A 16499-nucleotide genomic window follows, 5' to 3' on the forward strand; every position below is an offset into this window, starting at 1 on the left:
CATCCAAAAGCTGTATTTTTGATGCTACTTTTTGAACAATTTATAACTATCTTTATACGTTGGCTGTGATGAAAATCATAGGGGCCTGTTGCTTCTTCTCACACCCCATTAGCAAAAGCAGGAGTAACATGAGGGCATACCAACGAAAGGATGTGAACGTGATGGGGGTTAAAAAGCTGGAAGAATGGCAACAGAAAGAAGCTAAACCAACCACCAAAAACGGTCTACTTAAATCTATTTTAATTGTTACTTTATTAGCAAGCTTCACAGTCTTAATTGTCGGAGGGTTCTGGATCTTTGAAAATATGGCTCCTCGTCCGATGGAAGCGACAAGTTCAGACGGCGAAGTAGTTATGACTCAGGATTCGATCATCGGCGGTCAGGCAGTTTTCCAGAAATACGGCCTGATGGATTATGGAACGGTGCTGGGTCACGGTTCTTATATGGGGCCTGATTATACAGCAGAAGCACTAAAAGTGTATACGCTCGGAATGCAGGACTTTTATGCAATGGAAGATCACAATCAAGCCTATGCTGATCTGAATCCTGAACAGCAGACGGTCATTAAAGAAAGAGTTATCTCGGAGATGCGGGTCAACCGTTTCAATGAAGAAACAAACGAACTGCCGCTTACTGATGCACAGGTATTCGGGTTAGAACGAGTCGAAGCTTATTATCAGGATATTTTCAACAATGGAGACGGCTGGGGATTGAAGGCAGGTTTGATCCAGGAAGAGCACGTGCCTGGTGCAGGGGAGCGGCTTTACGTGGCTGACAGTGACCAGATCACGCAGATCTCCCACTTCTTCTTCTGGACAGCGTGGCTTTCCAGTACGGAGCGGCCGGATGATGATATCACCTATACAAATAACTGGCCATACTTTGAAGATGCCGGCAATACGATGGCTTTCTCAGCAGTGTGGTGGAGTGGAGCCAGTGTAACCGTACTTATCCTATTTGTAGGTTTGATATTGTTTGTGTTTTATCGTTATCACCTGGGTATGCAGGAAGCCTATACGGAAGACAACTATCCTACGTTCAATCTGGCGAAACAAAGCTTAACGAGTTCACAGGTAAAATCAGCGAAATACTTCCTGGTTGTTGCCTTGTTGTTCCTCGTGCAGGTCATGTTTGGTGCCCTGATGGCGCACTATTACGTCGAACCGGATTCATTCTTCGGCATGGACTGGATATTTGAACTTCTGCCATTCAGTATCGCAAAAGGTTACCACTTGCAGCTTGCCATCTTCTGGATTGCGACCGCTTGGCTCGGAATGGGAATATTCGTTGCACCGATTGTTGGAGGACATGAACCGAAGCGGCAAGGACTGCTTGTTGACATCCTGTTCTGGGCGCTTGTTGTCTTAGTAGGCGGTTCCATGATCGGTCAATGGCTTGGTGTCAACGGCTACCTTGGCAATTTGTGGTTTCTGCTTGGACATCAGGGATGGGAGTACTTAGAGCTCGGCCGGATCTGGCAAGTGATTCTTGTTGTCGGGATGTTGATTTGGCTGTACATCGTTTATCGGGGCATTAGGCACGGTTTAAAGAAGGAGCGCGATAAAGGCGGCCTTGTTCACCTGTTGTTCTACGCCTCTATTGCGGTGCCAGCGTTCTATATCTTTGCTTTCTTCATCAACCCAGGTGCCAACTTCACGATGTCTGACTACTGGCGCTGGTGGATCATCCATCTTTGGGTAGAAGGTATTTTTGAAGTATTCGCCGTAGTTGTTATTGGTTTCCTGTTAGTCCGAATGAAATTGGTTACAAAAAGCTCAACAGTCAAAGCTTTGTACTTCCAGCTGATCATCCTGCTTGGAAGTGGGGTTATTGGTATCGGTCACCATTATTACTATAATGGCTCAGCCGAAGCCTGGATAGCTCTAGGATCTGTATTTAGTGCTTTAGAAGTTATTCCATTAACATTACTAGTCCTGGAAGCTTATGAACAATATAAAATGATGCGTGCCGGAGGAGTCGATTTCCCGTACAAGTCTACATTCTGGTTCCTGATTTCCACCGCCATATGGAATCTGGTTGGAGCAGGGGTCCTAGGGTTCCTGATCAACCTGCCAGCAGTAAGCTATTTCGAACACGGTCAGTTCCTGACACCAGCACATGGGCACGGGGCGATGATGGGGGTATACGGAATGTTCGCCATTGCCGTATTGCTCTATTCCTTAAGAAACATCGTCCGGCCGGAGAAATGGAATGATACTTGGCTGAAAATTTCCTGCTGGGCATTAAATATCGGTCTTGCCGGAATGATTCTTATTTCCCTATTACCGATAGGATTCCTGCAGCTGAAAGAAGCTTTCGATAATGGATACTGGGCTTCACGTGATGCAACGTTCCTGCAGCAGGATATCATCCAGGATTTACTGACCATCCGTTCCGTACCTGATGTTATTTTTATCGCCGGTGTTGTGATTCTCGCAGTGTTCGCAGTAAGAGCTATGTTCCATCTGCGTCCTGCTACTCATAAAGAAGAAGAGCCATTGCCAATTGATGATTTGGAAGAAAATTAATTATTAGGAGGAGTTTATTATGAAAAAACAAGAATTTGCCGCTAAGATTTATGCGCCGGAAATTGAGCCGAGAGTACGTCACCCAAGGATTCTTGATACTTTCGATGAGTTAGAAAGCGGTGAAGTAATGGAGCTCACAAACGATCATGACCCACGGCCGCTGCACTATCAGTTCATGGTAGAGCGGGAGAGCCAGTTTGAGTGGGAGTATCTAGAGAAAGGTCCGGAACAATGGCGGGTAGCCATTGCTAAAAAGTAATCAATAGAGAAACTCTGGCTGTTCCGAAAGTCTGTCATAGGCTTTTGGAACAGCCTGTTTTTGCTTTGATGAGGTAAACGGAAACGTCGATATGCAGTTCTTCAACCAAAGGGAGCGTACTTGTAAAACGTGCTTGAAACCAGTGATTGTAGAAGACGGTTTCCTCTATAACATGGGTTCTTTACTCCCATCCTTCGGATGGGGTGGTTGGGAAACTGCGAGTCTCCCGCGGGAGAAGGAGCCAGGCGAGACCCCACAGGGAGTGAAACGACCGAGGAGGCTTGCCGGTTCCCCGCAGGAAAGCGAGTAGTTTCTCAGCCACCCCTGACTCGATTATAGTAAAGAACCCTTGATATCTCAAAATTACTTCTTCGACTTTTCGCCCCTATTGTTGCATAAGGAATCTATCTTGGTTAACTGCACAATTTATGAAAACTTTATGACGAAACGAGAAAAGAGTCCATTTCTTGTGATGTATATCACTACTTACCGTCACATTCTTCGCTACAATTGAACCATGATAATAGTGTTAACCAAGTTCGAAGGTAGCACGAAGGAGGGGACGTCATGTTCAACCGTGACTATAATGAAAATCCTTTTATTGTGATATGGGAATTGACGAGAGCATGTGAGCTGAAATGTTTGCATTGCCGTGCGGAAGCTCAATACAGAAGGGATCCTCGTGAACTGTCATTCGAGGACGGGAAGAAATTAATTGATGATATATATGAAATGGATAATCCGATGCTCGTATTTACTGGAGGCGACCCGTTGATGCGGCCGGATGTATTCGATATTGCAGAATATGCGGTGGAAAAAGGGGTGCGCGTATCGATGACCCCATCCGCTACACCGAATGTGACCAAGGAGGCGATGGAAAAAGCGAAGGAAGTCGGCCTGTCCAGATGGGCGTTCAGCCTGGATGGTCCAAATGCAGCTATTCACGATCATTTCCGTGGAACCTCGGGGTCCTTTGATCTGACGATGAATGCAATCAAATACTTACATGAATTAAATATGCCGATCCAGATCAATACCGTCATATCCAGGTACAACTACGATCATCTTGATGAAATGGCTGCCTTAATCGAAGAATTGGACTGTGTGTTGTGGAGTGTGTTTTTCCTTGTTCCAACAGGACGGGGACAGGAGAAGGATATGATTACCCCCGTCGAACACGAAAAAACGTTCAAATGGCTGTACGAATTATCGAAGCGGGTTCCTTTTGATATCAAAACGACTGCAGCCCAGCACTATCGCCGGGTAGTGATTCAGAACAAGATGAGAGAAAAGCAGGCGACCGGTGAAGGCATCAATTATCAGGATGCATTGATGAACGGGACAACGGGGCAAATAGATGGTTTGGGTAGAGCACCAAAGGGGGTCAATGACGGCAACGGCTTTGTATTCATTTCCCATATAGGGGACGTTTATCCCAGCGGCCTGCTTCCAATTAAAGCCGGCAATGTAAAAGAAACACCTTTAGCTGATATTTACCGCGATTCTGAGGTATTCCAAAATCTCCGTAACCCGGATGCCTATAAAGGGAAGTGCGGGGTATGTGAGTTCCGCCATGTATGTGGAGGTTCCAGATCGCGGGCCTATGCTATGACCGGTGATTATATGGAAAGTGAACCATATTGCGTCTATATACCGAAAGCTTTACGAGGTAAAAAGAAAAACGTTGTGTGAAAAGGGTCGCCCGGTACTGCCGGGCGATGATCAACACTAATAGAACGAGGTGACATGTATGAAGTTGTTTCTCCCTAAGCAACACGGGGCATGGGCAATGCTGACCGTTCCATTCCTGTTAGGGATAGCAGCGGGTGGATTTCATTGGTTCCAACTGCCGCTGTTTGTCGGCTGGATTGCCTTGTACTTAGCAACTTACCCACTGATTCTTGCTGTGAAAAAGAAGAAAGTACGATTTCATTTAACATGGTTCCTCCGCTATTTCACTGTTGCGCTAATCTTTGCCCTGCCTGTACTAATTGTAGAGCCGACCTTATTCCTGATTGCTTTGATGATGATGCCATTTTTTATCATTAATCTTTGGTTCGGGAAAAGAAACAAGGACCGTTCGCTTTGGAACGACTTTGCTGCGATCACCGCTTTCGGCATTGGCGGACTGGGTTCCTATTACCTGGGGGCAGGATACATTGATGAACCGGCCTGGAACGTTTTCCTGTTGGCAGTATTGTTTTTCTATGGCAGTGCCTTCTTTGTCAAAACAATGATCAGGGAAAAGAAAAATCCAGCTTTCCGCTGGATTTCATGGACATATCATTTGATTGTGGTAGGGTTGTTTCTCGCAACAGGAGCATGGCTGGTTACATTAGCCTTCATTCCAAGTCTTGTTCGTGCTGTCTATTTACATGGAAAGCAACTGAAACCGATGCAAATCGGGATACTTGAAATCGGAAACTCCTTGTTTTTCCTGATTATCGTATCTTCTGGTTTCATTTAATCAATACTGCATAATACAATCGGGCAGTTTTCACAATTAATTTCATCCTTTAAATACTGGAGGTCCTTGACGACAATGTTATTATTTTCCATCGTAAGGACTTCTTTCTTTTTCAAGTCACTGAGTAATCGATTGACGCTTTCACGGGAGGTGCCGCAAAAGTTAGCCAATTCCTGGTTTGTCAGTACGATATCGATAAAAATGCCATCGGCACGTTTAATACCATAGCTGTTTGTCAGTCGGATGATCGTCGAATAGAGTGCTCCTTTTTTACCGTGTAAAACGAGGTCACGGAATTTGGTCTGTGTCTTTCGGAAATGCTCGCTCATCCATTTCATAAATTCGAAAGCCAGCTCGGTATTGGTAAGCAGCTCTTTCTCCAGGTTTTCTTTTTTAATGACTGCCACCTCTGCATCCTCCATGACTTTAGCATTCAGGAGATAGGTCGCATCATCGGTAAATAGCGTCAGTTCCCCGATGATATCCCCTTTTTGACAGATGCGGAGCGATAATTCCCGACCATCCGGAGACATCTTGCTGATCTGGATTCTGCCGGACTGGATGATATACATCTGATCGGCATCTTCCCCTTCCTGGAATAAAAAACGGTTCTTATCGATTTTTTGGATATGGTCGACGGATGAAAGCAGTTCTTTCAAATCGTTAGATATGGAATGTTTACTCAGTTGCTTCTCCATACGCGCAATCCCACCTTTATTATTTATCACTGATCGTGGCATGCTGGTTAATTTTAGTAAGTATTAAAGTATTACTTCTCATTTAAAATCATATCGCTAGGTACGTCAAGATAGAACTTGACAATTAGCTGTTGTCCATGAATCAGAAAAAAAGAGAATGGTTTTCACCATCCTCTTTCAGCTTATAGTGTTTATTCGGAAATTGGTGTGACATTTATCACATCACCCCAAAATAATGATGGCAATGGCCCCGACAATAAAGCAATAGAACGCGAAATATTTAAGGTTCCCCTTCGCCATAATATTCATAAACCATAGCAATGCATAGTAAGTAGCGATGATGGAGGCGAGTACGGCAAGCAGCCAGAGCATCCACATTTCGGCAATATTATCCTGAAGCAAATCGCCGATAGACATGACCATCGTTCCAAGACTGATCGGAACATATAATAAGAAAGAAAAGCGAAGCGCAGTTTCCTGTTTCATGCCAAGCAGCATCGCTGCCACGATAGTAGCACCGGAACGGCTGATTCCCGGCATCAATGCTACCGATTGGGCGAGCCCGACAATCAAGGCATCTTTCCAGGTGAGTCCTCCCTCGCCTCTAGAGCCACGGATATTCCGGATGATCCATAAGGCAATACCGGTAATGATCAACGTGACACCGACAAGCTGTGGTGCTTTGAACGTTTCGCCGATCCAGTCTTCAAACAGAAGGCCAAGCACCCCGGCAGGAATAGTGCCGATCACAAGGTAAACGATAAACATGAATTCTGATTTATTTTTTTCTTCTTTACGTACTGCATAGCTGATGCCATTTTGGGCAAGTCGGACGATGTCTTTTCGGTAGACGATCAGGACAGCGATCAGTGAGCCGAAATTGAGCAGCACTTCAAGCTGGAGCCCTTCAAGGTTCATACCAAAAATCGACTGCAGCAGGGACAAATGCCCGCTGGATGAAATCGGGATCGGTTCTGTGAATCCCTGGAACAACCCTAAAAATATGTATTTGACTAATAACCAAAATTCTGTAGAAGCTTCCATCTATCTTACCTCCTGGGTGATCATTACTTTAATAAAAGAAATCTTATTGTAAACTTATGCTTGTCCCTGTCTGTCATGAACCCGGACGAATGATTGGTTGAAGAATGCACATGATAACACTATATAGAATAAAAAGGAGTGTACACAATGGGCCAAAGACACCAATTTCGAGCGGGTGATCATGCACCGAACAACGGTATTTATGTTGAAATCGGCGAGACAGGCAGTATGGTGACCGAGCCGCAGCAAATCAGGCTGAAGGCTGGCGATCGTTTTCCTGAAACCAAAAATCAGGATCGCATCTGGACATATAAACGCAAACCTTAATATACCACAACATACAAAAGGCTGTCTCCCAAAATTGTGAACGCCACTCGAAAGAAGTGCGTTCGACCAATGGAGACAGCCTCTTACTTTTTACATTTTTGCTAAGGGAAAAACTAAGGCTTTCACCAGTTGGCGAAAACCTTCAGTTTTTCTAATTCATTTAAGAATGATGGCTAAGCTTCGTCGGTAATCAGAGTTTCCCCAAGAACAATCGCTGCTCCGGAAAATAGGATGGTCAATACAACGACCTGTCCCATACTGAAGGAACCGCCGACCATATTGCTGATAACATAGGTAATCATAAAGCTTAATAAGAAAGCCCAAAAAATAGTCCAAAAGAAACGCATAGCTGTTCACCTCATTTATACACATTCTTTCATTAGTTTACCAAACCCGCTAAGAAAAATAAATATGAAATCGCTTTAGTTGGTTAATATTTGAATAACCGCCCCCTTTGACTGAATAAATATCATATAGCGAAGGGGGATGCACACATGGTTTATATCATCGATTCTTGTTTCCATTGGGTAGGTTTTCATTTGGTCCAGCATTTACTTACAGAAGGAAAAGAAGTAATTGGTATTGATCAGGTTGAAACCAGCAAACGGGAGAACCTTTATTTTTATATTGGCCGGAACAGCCGTTTCCAGCATTTCCATTCCCTAAAGGAAATGGATCGGCACTGTCATCAGGAACACACTGAAGCCGCTATCCGTATCGAGGATTCTAATAGGGAGGCAGCAGGAGGTTTTGGCGCAATACTCCTATGTGAAAGTGTGGAGGCGCTTATGGAGGAGAAAGGAGAGCGTCTGGATTTGCCGCCTTTATACGGAGAGTGGATGCCAAGAGATGAATCATTTGCTTATATAGGAAGGGAACCGATTTTGTTCAATGAACTATTTCAACGGAAAGATGCCTCGTATATAGAAGACTTTCTTGCTCGTTTTCTTACTAAATTAACCGAGAGAGGAATATCAGCTGTTAAGGAAGTGTATAGAATGGAGCAACTGGCAGATACAAGCGATCGGGAAAAAATATACTCCCAATTGCAGAACCATTATCAAAGACATCAGCAATTTTATGAAGATTAGGTTAATATTCCTACTAATTCATTTACTTATTACAAACAATATAGTTAAAATAAGAGTAACATAGAGACAGCCGACGCAGTAGGAGTGCTTATAGTGAAAAAAATCATCATACTTAACCTAATCGCCATGATGCTATTGGCCGGATGTAAAATCGGCTTTACCGAGGGGGAAATCAGATCCGTCGGAATGCTGGTGGAGACGACGATTCACGATCAGGCCTGGGGACAAAAAGGTTACAAAGGTTTAATGAACATCCAAGAGGAATACGATGTTGATGTTTATTTTAAAGAAGGCATTAAAAGTCAGCTTGATGTAAATAAAGCCGTAGATGAACTCATAGACAAAGGGGTTAACGTAATTTTTGGGCATAGCAGTACGTATGGCGAATATTTCAAAGAAATCCATGAGGAGTACCCTGAAGTTCATTTTGTGTATTTCAATGGCGGTTATGCGGCCGATAACGTCACCAGTCTCAATTTCAGTTCAGTAGCTATGGGATTCTTTGGCGGCGTGGTTGCTGGCAATATGACCAGCACGGATCAAGTAGGTTTGATTGCTGCTCATGAATGGCAGCCGGAAGTGGAGGGCTTTTACGAAGGCGTAAAGTACAGCAATCCGGAAGCGATTGTTAATTTTTCGTTTGTGAATAGCTGGGATGACACAAAACGGGCAATGGACCTGTATGACCAGATGGCGCAGCAGGGAGCTGACGTGTTTTATCCGGCCGGTGATGCTTTCAACCCTCCAATGATCCAGCAGATTCAGAATGACGGTCTTTATGCGATCGGCTATGTTTCGGATCAATCTTCGCTTGGGGAAGGAACGGTCCTGACAAGTACAGTCCAGCATGTAGAGGAATTATATATGATAGCTATGGAAAAATTGATGGATGGGAGCCTGCCAGGCGAAGTCCTGACTTTCGATTTTCAGGATGACGCCATCTCCATGGGAAAATTCAGCCCTAATGTTCCTGAGAACGTGAGGGAAGAAGTGAATCAGATGGTGAACACCTATATTGAAACAGGGAAGTTGCCTACACAGCGGTAAAATGAAGCCCTGCTTTCTAATGAAGGGAAAACAGTAGTTTATTTAATTCTCAAGACTAAAAATTTATTGAGACAATCTAACTGTAAGAGTGACAATATAGGAAAGAAGAGAGGCAAAGTCAAGAGTAAGTGAGACGTTTTACTTGCGAAGAGAGAAAAATTTTTTAAAAAAAGAGACAAAATTAAAAATATGAGAGCATTGGCGGTTGTCATAGAGACAATCCGTGAGAGCACCTCCGCAAACTGGAGGTGCTTTTTTAGTCACTTTTTATTTTTGAATTCATCGATGGTTTGGCTTAAATTTTTGATATAAGGGTTAAAAGCGTTATAGGTGTCAGACATATTTTTCATAAATTCCATCCAATCGAAGGGTAACTTCTTCAAACGTGTTCTCTTTTGCCTGGTTCGATCGTCAAACAGGAAAGCATCGAACGGGTCCCGTTTCTTCTTATAAGCTGTCATTTGCCCACCTCCTGCAATAGCTTATGTCAGCAGGGGATACGCATGTGGGCGCAGGGTGTTTATTGACTTGCTAAAATAAGGGTTATACATTAAAATTAGGACCAAGTCATAATAATTAGTAATAGATACTACCATAAGGGGATGGATATATGAAAGCTGGAATTTTAGGTACAGGTCATTTTGTACCGGAAAAAGTCCTCACGAATAAAGATTTAGAGAAAATGGTTGATACGAGTGATGAATGGATCAAGACGAGAACAGGGATAGAAGAACGCCGGATCGCTGAAGATGATATGGATTCATCGGATATGGCATTCCGTGCTTCTGAACGCGCGCTTGCCAATGCTGGTGTAAAAGCGGAAGATCTGGATATGATTCTTGTCGCTACGGTGACACCGGATACGCCTTTCCCATCGGTTTCCTGTATGATCCAGGACCGTCTCGGGGCTAAGGGAGCTGCAGCCATGGATGTCAGTGCTGCTTGTACTGGCTTCATGTACGGTTTGTCGACAGCCAAGCAGTTTATCGAATGCGGAGACTATAAAAATATTTTAGTAGTAGGTGTGGAAAAGCTTTCGAAAATCGTCGACTGGGAGGATAGAAATACCGCTGTCCTGTTCGGTGACGGTGCAGGCGCTGCTGTCGTTGGACCTGTCAGTGAAGGAAAAGGGATCCTTTCCTATGAACTGGGTGCAGATGGCGCTGGTGGCGAGCATCTGTACCAGGACGAAGAAGATCATCTCTATATGAACGGGCGCGAAGTCTTCAAATTCGCTGTGCGCCGGATGCCGGAAGCCTCGGTTAATGTGGTTGAAAAAGCCGGCTTCAATAAAGAGGATGTGGATTATTTAATCCCACACCAGGCAAATATTCGCATCATGGAAGCAGCCCGCGAACGCCTTGGTATTTCGGAAGAGAAAATGGCGATTAAAGTAAATAAATATGGAAACAATTCTGCAGCTTCCATCCCAATCGCTTTGTCTGAAGCAGTAGAAGAAGGTAAAATAAAAGAAGATGACCTGGTCGTGCTCGTCGGTTTCGGCGGCGGTTTGACTTGGGGAGCAGTCGCCCTTCGTTGGGGCAAGTAGTAGAAGGAGGAAGCAGGTATGGAAAATAAACGTGTGGTCATTACAGGACTTGGAGCAGTTTCCCCTGTTGGAAACAATGTTAAAGATATGTGGGATAACATCACTTCCGGTAATTCCGGCATTGATACGATGACCAAAATTAATAAAGACGAATACCCTGCCAAAGTGGCAGCGGAAGTGAAGGATTTCGACCCGACGGATTTCATCGAAAAAAAGGAAGCGCGTAAGATGGATCCATTCACTCAGTATGCGGTAGCCGCTTCCTTGATGGCTGTCAAAGACGCCAATCTGGAAATTACCGAAGAGAACGCCTACCGTACTGGTGTCTGGATCGGTTCAGGAATCGGGGGTATGGGAACGTATGAGGAACAGTTCGAAAAGTTCCAAAAGAAAGGCTACCGCCGTGTCAGCCCGTTCTTTATTCCCATGATGATTCCAGATATGGCAGCAGGACAGGTTTCAATCACATTGGGTGCAAAAGCGATGAACTCTTGTACCGTTACAGCATGTGCCTCCGGTGCGAACTCTATCGGTGATGCATTCAAGGTCATCCAGCGCGGTGATGCTGATATTATGATCACCGGGGGAACTGAATCTCCGATGAATAAAATGTCATTTGCTGGTTTTTCATCTGCGAAGGCTTTGTCTTTCAATGAAGATCCAAAAACAGCTAGCCGTCCATTTGATAAAAACCGTGATGGTTTCGTTATGGGTGAAGGTTCAGGAATTCTTGTGATGGAAACATTGGAATCCGCACAGAAACGCGGGGCTCATATTTATGGAGAAATCGTCGGCTATGGTTCTACAGGTGATGCACATCATATCACGGCACCGGCACCAGAAGGGGAAGGAGCCGTTCGTGCGATGAAGCAGGCACTGGAAGATGCCGGTATGAGTGCGGAAGATATCGGCTACATCAATGCTCATGGGACATCTACCGAATTGAATGACAAGTTTGAAACGATGGCTGCCAAGCAGGTGTTCGGAGAGCACGCACGCAAGCTGGCGATGTCATCTACCAAATCAATGACTGGTCACTTGCTGGGTGCTGCAGGGGCTATCGAAGCCATCATTTCCTTGAAAGCGATCGAGGATGGCATCCTGCCTCCAACGATTAATTACGAAACCCCGGATCCGGATTGTGATCTGGATTATGTACCGAATGAAGCACGTAAACAGCAAGTGGATGCTGTCATGAGTAACTCGCTTGGTTTCGGAGGCCATAACGCCAGCCTTGTTTTCAAAAAATATCAATAACAATCATAAGAAAAGGTGCGATCCTGTAATAGGAACGCACCTTTTTATTATTTATAATTTTAATTAGTGGTGTTTTCTTCTTTCAACCCAAAAAACTCCTGCAAAGCTTCCCGGTTTACCTGTTCGTCATGAGCAAGAACCGAGCCTGCATGACTGTATCTTTCATCCCAATAAGAACCTTCGACTGGAATACGTAATGTCTCTATATTTTCAGGTGCATTGAAGATGAAATCTTTGCCAAGTCCTACCATCTTACTATTAGAAATATTGGTATCGATATAAGGTTGAATTGTTCCTACCAGACGAGGTACTTTAAGCAGGCCTTTAGCAGAAACGACTTCATCTTTCATTAATTTGATAACTTCCTGCTGACGGTTTACTCGACCGAAGTCACTGTCTGCGTCACCACGGTACCTGGCATATCCCAGCAGTTCTTCTCCGTGAAGCTTTTGTGTGCCTGGCTGCAAATCAACGGCACCTTCATGGTACATGCGGTGATCTACATCAACTTCGATACCGTCTGGAGCAACGGTATCGACAATTTGTGTAAACCCATCAAAATCGACGATGGAATAATACTCAGTACTGATACCAAAGTTTTCTTCTATTGTTTGACGTAATAATTCAGGACCTCCAAGAGCAAAAGCAGCATTCAATTTATTATAGCCATGCCCGGGAATGTTTACATAAGTGTCCCGCATTAAGGAAGCGAGCTTCGCTTTCTTTTCGCCAGGTTCGTACTGAGCAATCATGATTGTATCTGTTCGTCGTACTTCTTCTTTTTCATTTTTATCAATACCTAAGAGAAGGACAGTGGTTTTTCCGTCTTTATTATCTACACCCTGAAAGTCATTTTTATATTGGCTTTCTTCAAGATTTCCTTCTGATTCTCCCATCGCATCCCTTTTACCGGCCATATATTCATAACTTGCAACCCCGGTGCCAATGATTAGAAAAAGTAAGAATAACACTAGAAGCATTTTTCTTTTTCTTCTTTTTTTCCGGTGGCGTTGTTTATATTCTGAACGTGTGGTTTCCAAAGTATCACCTCATTTTGTATCCACCACTCCTATTAATTTACCGCTTATAGAAGCTATAGTAAATAGTTTTTACGGATGATATCGTTTTCATGTCATGTTACCAGCATTTGGCTCATATATTTAACAAAAAATGGACAGGCTGGAGGGATGGATATCATATACTGGTTCTTTTTTTTAATAGGCTTTGGTTTTACCGTCAGTGGAGGTATATCCTTGATTTCATACATGAATCTCCTTCCAGCAGGTTTTACCTGGATTGAATACCTTCAGTTTGTCCAGACACGCAGTGAGTGCTGGTTATTCCCCGTAGGAATCATTGTGATGCTGCTCTCGACCTTAAAAATTGGACAATCCCCTTGTCAATAATTTCATTGTAAGAATAAAACTTCCAAATTTGGCCATACTGATGGCAAAAGAAATTAAAGGGATGGAAGGTGAGTACCGGGTATGTTGTATTTACATGATGTTTGGGTGAATTGGTTCGAAGGGGAAGAAAATGGCTATAACGTTTCTCCATTTCATGAGTGGCGCAAAGAAGATGGGATTGAATTATTGGATCAGGCACCGCTGCTATATGTTCCTGACGAATTGTATCAATTCATAGAAAATGACTTGCAGGATTTACCGATCAGTTTGTTAGAATCCATCCACCGAAGAGCTTACTTAAGAAAAAATCAGGAACGCAATTCCCTCGATTATGCGGCAATTGTCACCAATGGCAATGCAGTACTGGCGTTTGATACGCTTGGATATACACTGCCTGTACGAAAAAGCCGTTTAATACCACGTCAGGAAAGACTTGCCTTGGAAATGGTAGAAGGTCAGAAGGTGAATGATTACGACTGGGATCCTTCGCTAAACAAAAAAGAACATCATATCCTTTCATTGTCACCGGAATATATGCTGGGATTGACAAGGAAGGAAAGGCAGTTGAAGCAATTATTGATGATGGCCCTTGATCAGCTGCAGCACAGTGACAATCCTGAGGAAATCCGCTACTGGCTGACGGAATGGGAGCCGAGTCATTACCCGATGGTAAAAGAATATACAATTGAACAAGCCTGGCATAAACTCTATGCAGGGACAACCCCAGGCTGGAGTAAAGCTCATGAAGAGCTATGCGGCAAATTGATAAAAGGACAGCCGTTCTTTGAAAAGATATGGGAAATTGAAAACCATAAAGCAGAAGAAGGAATAAAAAACCAGAATTGAAGTTTGACTTCAATTCTGGTTTTTTGATGAGGAAAGGTCGTTTATTATTTTTTCTTCTTTACGCGCCCAAGCCCCATCGCCTTTTTGGCTTTGCGGAGCATTTTTTCAGCCGCTTGATTGGCACGGTCTGCCCCATTATCAAGGACTTCATCCAGCTCTTCAGAATCAATTAATTCATGGTAGCGTTCCTGGATAGGGGAAAGCACCTGGATGACTGCGTCGGCAACCCCCTGTTTGAATTCCCCATATCCTTTGCCTTCATATTTGGCTTCCAATTCTTCGACAGTTTCTCCAGTACAGCTGGAGTAAATCGTAAGCAGGTTGGAAATCCCTGGCTTGTTTTCTTTATCATATTTGACGATACCTTCTGAATCTGTCACAGCACTCTTGATTTTTTTCTCGATTTTCTTTGGTTCATCCAGCATGGAGATATAAGCTTTTTGATTTTCGTCGGATTTACTCATTTTTTTCGTGGGATCCTGAAGCGACATGATTCGGGCGCCAACTTTCGGGATGCTCACTTCTGGTAAAGTAAAAATATCATTGTATTTATTGTTGAAGCGCTCAGCCAGATTACGGGTAAGTTCCAGATGCTGTTTCTGGTCCTCTCCTACAGGAACGAGATCCGTTTTATAAAGCAGGATGTCTGCGGCCATTAACGGCGGGTACGTCAGCAGACCGGAAGATACCGCTTCTTTTCCGCTGGACTTATCCTTAAATTGCGTCATCCGTTCCAGTTCACCAATATAGCTGACACATTGCAGCATCCAGCCCAGCTGGGTATGGGCAGAAACTTCCGATTGGATGAATAGGGTCGATTTTTCCGGATCGATCCCTGATGCAAGATAAAGGGCTGCAAGAGATTTGATATTATCACGCAGTTTCAAACGGTCCTGGGGAACTGTGATAGCATGCTCATCAACGACGCAGAAATAACAGTGGTTTTCCTCTTGCAGATCGACGAAATGCTTCATCGCCCCTAAATAGTTGCCTAGTGTCAACGTACCACTTGGCTGGATTCCTGAAAAAATTGTCTTCATTTTCTCCACCTCATTCATTTAGTATGTTATTGCTGATCCTAGGTCAATACACGCTTTTATAGAGCATAAAAAAAGCCCATTCTCCCTCTAAAAAGAAGGGACGAATGAACCGTGGTACCACCCTTGTTACCCCGAAAAATTCGGGATCACTTAACCTTTAACGCAGGGATACGTCGTCTGAGACGAAGCTCCAAAGCCCAATTCCCGGATTCCTTTGTCAGCTGTTTCCACCAGCCACAGCCTCTCTATAGACAGGGAGGTCCGGTACTTCACTTTTTCATCACTGATAACTATTGATATTCTAAAAAAATTATAATGAATTTACCTAATATATGCAAATCAAGCGTAATAGTACAGCAGCAGCAATGTCATTACGATTGTAAGTAAGGCTCCTTGAAACACGAAATTCGTAACAACGCTTTTGTTTATTTTTTGTGAGGGAAGGGATTTTTCCTTCCAACTTTCCATATAATCGGTGTTTTTTGTAAATCGATTTACTACAGCACGAAACCCATAAGTCATAGAGTCAAAGAATCCGCCTTGGATCACCCACATTAATAAACCCAATAGTAAATAGAAGAGGCTGATGTAAAACAAAACATCTATATAGTGAAACAAATTATAAACAGGAGCCAAGATAAAAAACAGGAGGGTGGTCAAGCCTAAGTTAATGATAAAAAACAGCCACTTATTCTTTAATAACGCCAACACAAATCCTTCCTTTCATTAGCCTGCCATACAACCCAAAAACCTAATAAACATTATAGCATGAAAATAATCACCCGGTTGTTAGAAACAAAGGAAGATTACAAGCGTTTTTACAGGCTGTAACTTTAAAGTCATGATTTTCAAATTCAAACATATATATGGAAAAATTGTTGCTTTATCATCATTTTTTGTAGGTAAATAGAACTAAATTATGTCATTCAAACGTAATAAT

The 16499-nt window shown here is 43.5% G+C and carries 17 protein-coding genes and 1 other annotated feature; of the genes, 10 read left to right on the forward strand and 7 right to left on the reverse strand.

Annotation, left to right across the window (positions count from 1 at the left end; all coding sequences use genetic code 11):
* The first annotated feature begins 161 nt into the window (after positions 1-161).
* From B9Y67_RS12035 to B9Y67_RS12055, 4 genes are all read left to right on the forward strand, one after another.
* A complete protein-coding gene (locus B9Y67_RS12035) occupies positions 162-2528 on the forward strand; it encodes a nitric-oxide reductase large subunit (RefSeq protein ID WP_085506955.1) in 2367 nt (788 codons plus the stop codon).
* A gap of 19 nt (positions 2529-2547) precedes the next feature.
* Positions 2548-2787 (forward strand): DUF2249 domain-containing protein, encoded by a 240-nt coding sequence (locus B9Y67_RS12040; protein WP_085506956.1) that lies wholly within the window; start codon positions 2548-2550, stop codon positions 2785-2787.
* Between the two features lie 567 nt (positions 2788-3354).
* Positions 3355-4479 carry a TIGR04053 family radical SAM/SPASM domain-containing protein gene (locus B9Y67_RS12050; protein ID WP_085506958.1) on the forward strand — a complete coding sequence of 375 codons (1125 nt, stop codon included), beginning with the start codon at positions 3355-3357 and terminating at the stop codon, positions 4477-4479.
* 58 nt (positions 4480-4537) lie between these two features.
* Positions 4538-5254, forward strand: a complete 717-nt coding sequence (locus B9Y67_RS12055) for a YwiC-like family protein (protein WP_085506959.1) — start codon at positions 4538-4540, stop codon at positions 5252-5254.
* On the opposite strand, the gene B9Y67_RS12060 is transcribed toward B9Y67_RS12055, so the two are convergent.
* On the reverse strand, positions 5251-5952 hold the full coding sequence (locus B9Y67_RS12060; RefSeq protein WP_085506960.1) for a Crp/Fnr family transcriptional regulator: 702 nt from the start codon (positions 5950-5952) through the stop codon (positions 5251-5253). The genes B9Y67_RS12055 and B9Y67_RS12060 overlap by 4 nt on opposite strands.
* A gap of 222 nt (positions 5953-6174) precedes the next feature.
* On the reverse strand, positions 6175-6996 hold the full coding sequence (locus tag B9Y67_RS12065; RefSeq protein WP_085506961.1) for an undecaprenyl-diphosphate phosphatase: 822 nt from the start codon (positions 6994-6996) through the stop codon (positions 6175-6177).
* Positions 6997-7143: 147 nt separating this feature from the next.
* Here B9Y67_RS12065 and B9Y67_RS12070 point away from each other — a divergent pair, with 147 nt between their 5' ends.
* Complete coding sequence (locus B9Y67_RS12070; protein WP_062444371.1) at positions 7144-7323, forward strand: YjzC family protein; 180 nt, start codon at positions 7144-7146, stop codon at positions 7321-7323.
* A gap of 173 nt (positions 7324-7496) precedes the next feature.
* On the opposite strand, the gene B9Y67_RS12075 is transcribed toward B9Y67_RS12070, so the two are convergent.
* Positions 7497-7670, reverse strand: a complete 174-nt coding sequence (locus B9Y67_RS12075) for a YjzD family protein (protein WP_082411993.1) — start codon at positions 7668-7670, stop codon at positions 7497-7499.
* 147 nt (positions 7671-7817) lie between these two features.
* Here B9Y67_RS12075 and B9Y67_RS12080 point away from each other — a divergent pair, with 147 nt between their 5' ends.
* Both B9Y67_RS12080 and B9Y67_RS12085 read left to right on the forward strand, forming a co-directional pair.
* The gene (locus tag B9Y67_RS12080) at positions 7818-8414 is read left to right on the forward strand and encodes a hypothetical protein (protein ID WP_085506962.1); all 597 of its coding nucleotides are present in this window, start codon (positions 7818-7820) and stop codon (positions 8412-8414) included.
* A gap of 93 nt (positions 8415-8507) precedes the next feature.
* On the forward strand, positions 8508-9461 hold the full coding sequence (locus B9Y67_RS12085; RefSeq protein ID WP_085506963.1) for a BMP family ABC transporter substrate-binding protein: 954 nt from the start codon (positions 8508-8510) through the stop codon (positions 9459-9461).
* A 260-nt stretch (positions 9462-9721) separates the two neighbouring features.
* On the opposite strand, the gene B9Y67_RS12090 is transcribed toward B9Y67_RS12085, so the two are convergent.
* Positions 9722-9922, reverse strand: coding sequence for a hypothetical protein (locus B9Y67_RS12090; RefSeq protein ID WP_085506964.1), 201 nt, complete (start codon positions 9920-9922; stop codon positions 9722-9724).
* A 149-nt stretch (positions 9923-10071) separates the two neighbouring features.
* Here B9Y67_RS12090 and B9Y67_RS12095 point away from each other — a divergent pair, with 149 nt between their 5' ends.
* Together B9Y67_RS12095 and fabF are read left to right on the forward strand one after the other, a co-directional pair.
* On the forward strand, positions 10072-11010 hold the full coding sequence (locus B9Y67_RS12095; protein ID WP_085506965.1) for a beta-ketoacyl-ACP synthase III: 939 nt from the start codon (positions 10072-10074) through the stop codon (positions 11008-11010).
* Positions 11011-11028: 18 nt separating this feature from the next.
* Entirely contained in the window at positions 11029-12267 is a 1239-nt protein-coding gene (fabF, locus tag B9Y67_RS12100; RefSeq protein WP_085506966.1) for a beta-ketoacyl-ACP synthase II, read from the forward strand.
* Positions 12268-12326: 59 nt separating this feature from the next.
* Here the strand turns inward: fabF and B9Y67_RS12105 are convergent, their stop codons facing one another.
* The gene (locus B9Y67_RS12105) at positions 12327-13307 is read right to left on the reverse strand and encodes an LCP family protein (RefSeq protein ID WP_254901792.1); all 981 of its coding nucleotides are present in this window, start codon (positions 13305-13307) and stop codon (positions 12327-12329) included.
* Between the two features lie 447 nt (positions 13308-13754).
* Between B9Y67_RS12105 and B9Y67_RS12115 the strand changes: the two genes are divergently transcribed.
* Positions 13755-14519 (forward strand): YjbA family protein, encoded by a 765-nt coding sequence (locus B9Y67_RS12115; RefSeq protein WP_085506967.1) that lies wholly within the window; start codon positions 13755-13757, stop codon positions 14517-14519.
* Positions 14520-14563: 44 nt separating this feature from the next.
* Here the strand turns inward: B9Y67_RS12115 and trpS are convergent, their stop codons facing one another.
* Entirely contained in the window at positions 14564-15559 is a 996-nt protein-coding gene (gene trpS, locus B9Y67_RS12120; protein ID WP_085506968.1) for a tryptophan--tRNA ligase, read from the reverse strand.
* Positions 15560-15652: 93 nt separating this feature from the next.
* Positions 15653-15849 (reverse strand) — a binding site (T-box leader).
* A gap of 49 nt (positions 15850-15898) precedes the next feature.
* Positions 15899-16267 carry a DUF3899 domain-containing protein gene (locus B9Y67_RS12125; protein WP_085506969.1) on the reverse strand — a complete coding sequence of 123 codons (369 nt, stop codon included), beginning with the start codon at positions 16265-16267 and terminating at the stop codon, positions 15899-15901.
* Positions 16268-16499: the final 232 nt, after the last annotated feature.

Source organism: Thalassobacillus devorans, from assembly GCF_900176565.1.
GTDB lineage: Bacteria > Bacillota > Bacilli > Bacillales > Halobacillaceae > Thalassobacillus > Thalassobacillus devorans_A.

What these genes read in the sequence shown, in the direction of transcription:
- fabF (WP_085506966.1), top strand. Translation starts at nt 11,029, where the DNA reads ATGGAAAATAAACGTGTGGTCATTACAGGACTTGGAGCAGTTTCCCCT.
- trpS (WP_085506968.1), bottom strand. Translation starts at nt 15,559, where the DNA reads ATGAAGACAATTTTTTCAGGAATCCAGCCAAGTGGTACGTTGACACTA.
- B9Y67_RS12115 (WP_085506967.1), top strand. Translation starts at nt 13,755, where the DNA reads ATGTTGTATTTACATGATGTTTGGGTGAATTGGTTCGAAGGGGAAGAA.
- B9Y67_RS12090 (WP_085506964.1), bottom strand. Translation starts at nt 9,922, where the DNA reads ATGACAGCTTATAAGAAGAAACGGGACCCGTTCGATGCTTTCCTGTTT.
- B9Y67_RS12055 (WP_085506959.1), top strand. Translation starts at nt 4,538, where the DNA reads ATGAAGTTGTTTCTCCCTAAGCAACACGGGGCATGGGCAATGCTGACC.
- B9Y67_RS12040 (WP_085506956.1), top strand. Translation starts at nt 2,548, where the DNA reads ATGAAAAAACAAGAATTTGCCGCTAAGATTTATGCGCCGGAAATTGAG.
- B9Y67_RS12050 (WP_085506958.1), top strand. Translation starts at nt 3,355, where the DNA reads ATGTTCAACCGTGACTATAATGAAAATCCTTTTATTGTGATATGGGAA.
- B9Y67_RS12035 (WP_085506955.1), top strand. Translation starts at nt 162, where the DNA reads ATGGGGGTTAAAAAGCTGGAAGAATGGCAACAGAAAGAAGCTAAACCA.
- B9Y67_RS12095 (WP_085506965.1), top strand. Translation starts at nt 10,072, where the DNA reads ATGAAAGCTGGAATTTTAGGTACAGGTCATTTTGTACCGGAAAAAGTC.
- B9Y67_RS12075 (WP_082411993.1), bottom strand. Translation starts at nt 7,670, where the DNA reads ATGCGTTTCTTTTGGACTATTTTTTGGGCTTTCTTATTAAGCTTTATG.
- B9Y67_RS12070 (WP_062444371.1), top strand. Translation starts at nt 7,144, where the DNA reads ATGGGCCAAAGACACCAATTTCGAGCGGGTGATCATGCACCGAACAAC.
- B9Y67_RS12065 (WP_085506961.1), bottom strand. Translation starts at nt 6,996, where the DNA reads ATGGAAGCTTCTACAGAATTTTGGTTATTAGTCAAATACATATTTTTA.
- B9Y67_RS12060 (WP_085506960.1), bottom strand. Translation starts at nt 5,952, where the DNA reads ATGGAGAAGCAACTGAGTAAACATTCCATATCTAACGATTTGAAAGAA.
- B9Y67_RS12080 (WP_085506962.1), top strand. Translation starts at nt 7,818, where the DNA reads ATGGTTTATATCATCGATTCTTGTTTCCATTGGGTAGGTTTTCATTTG.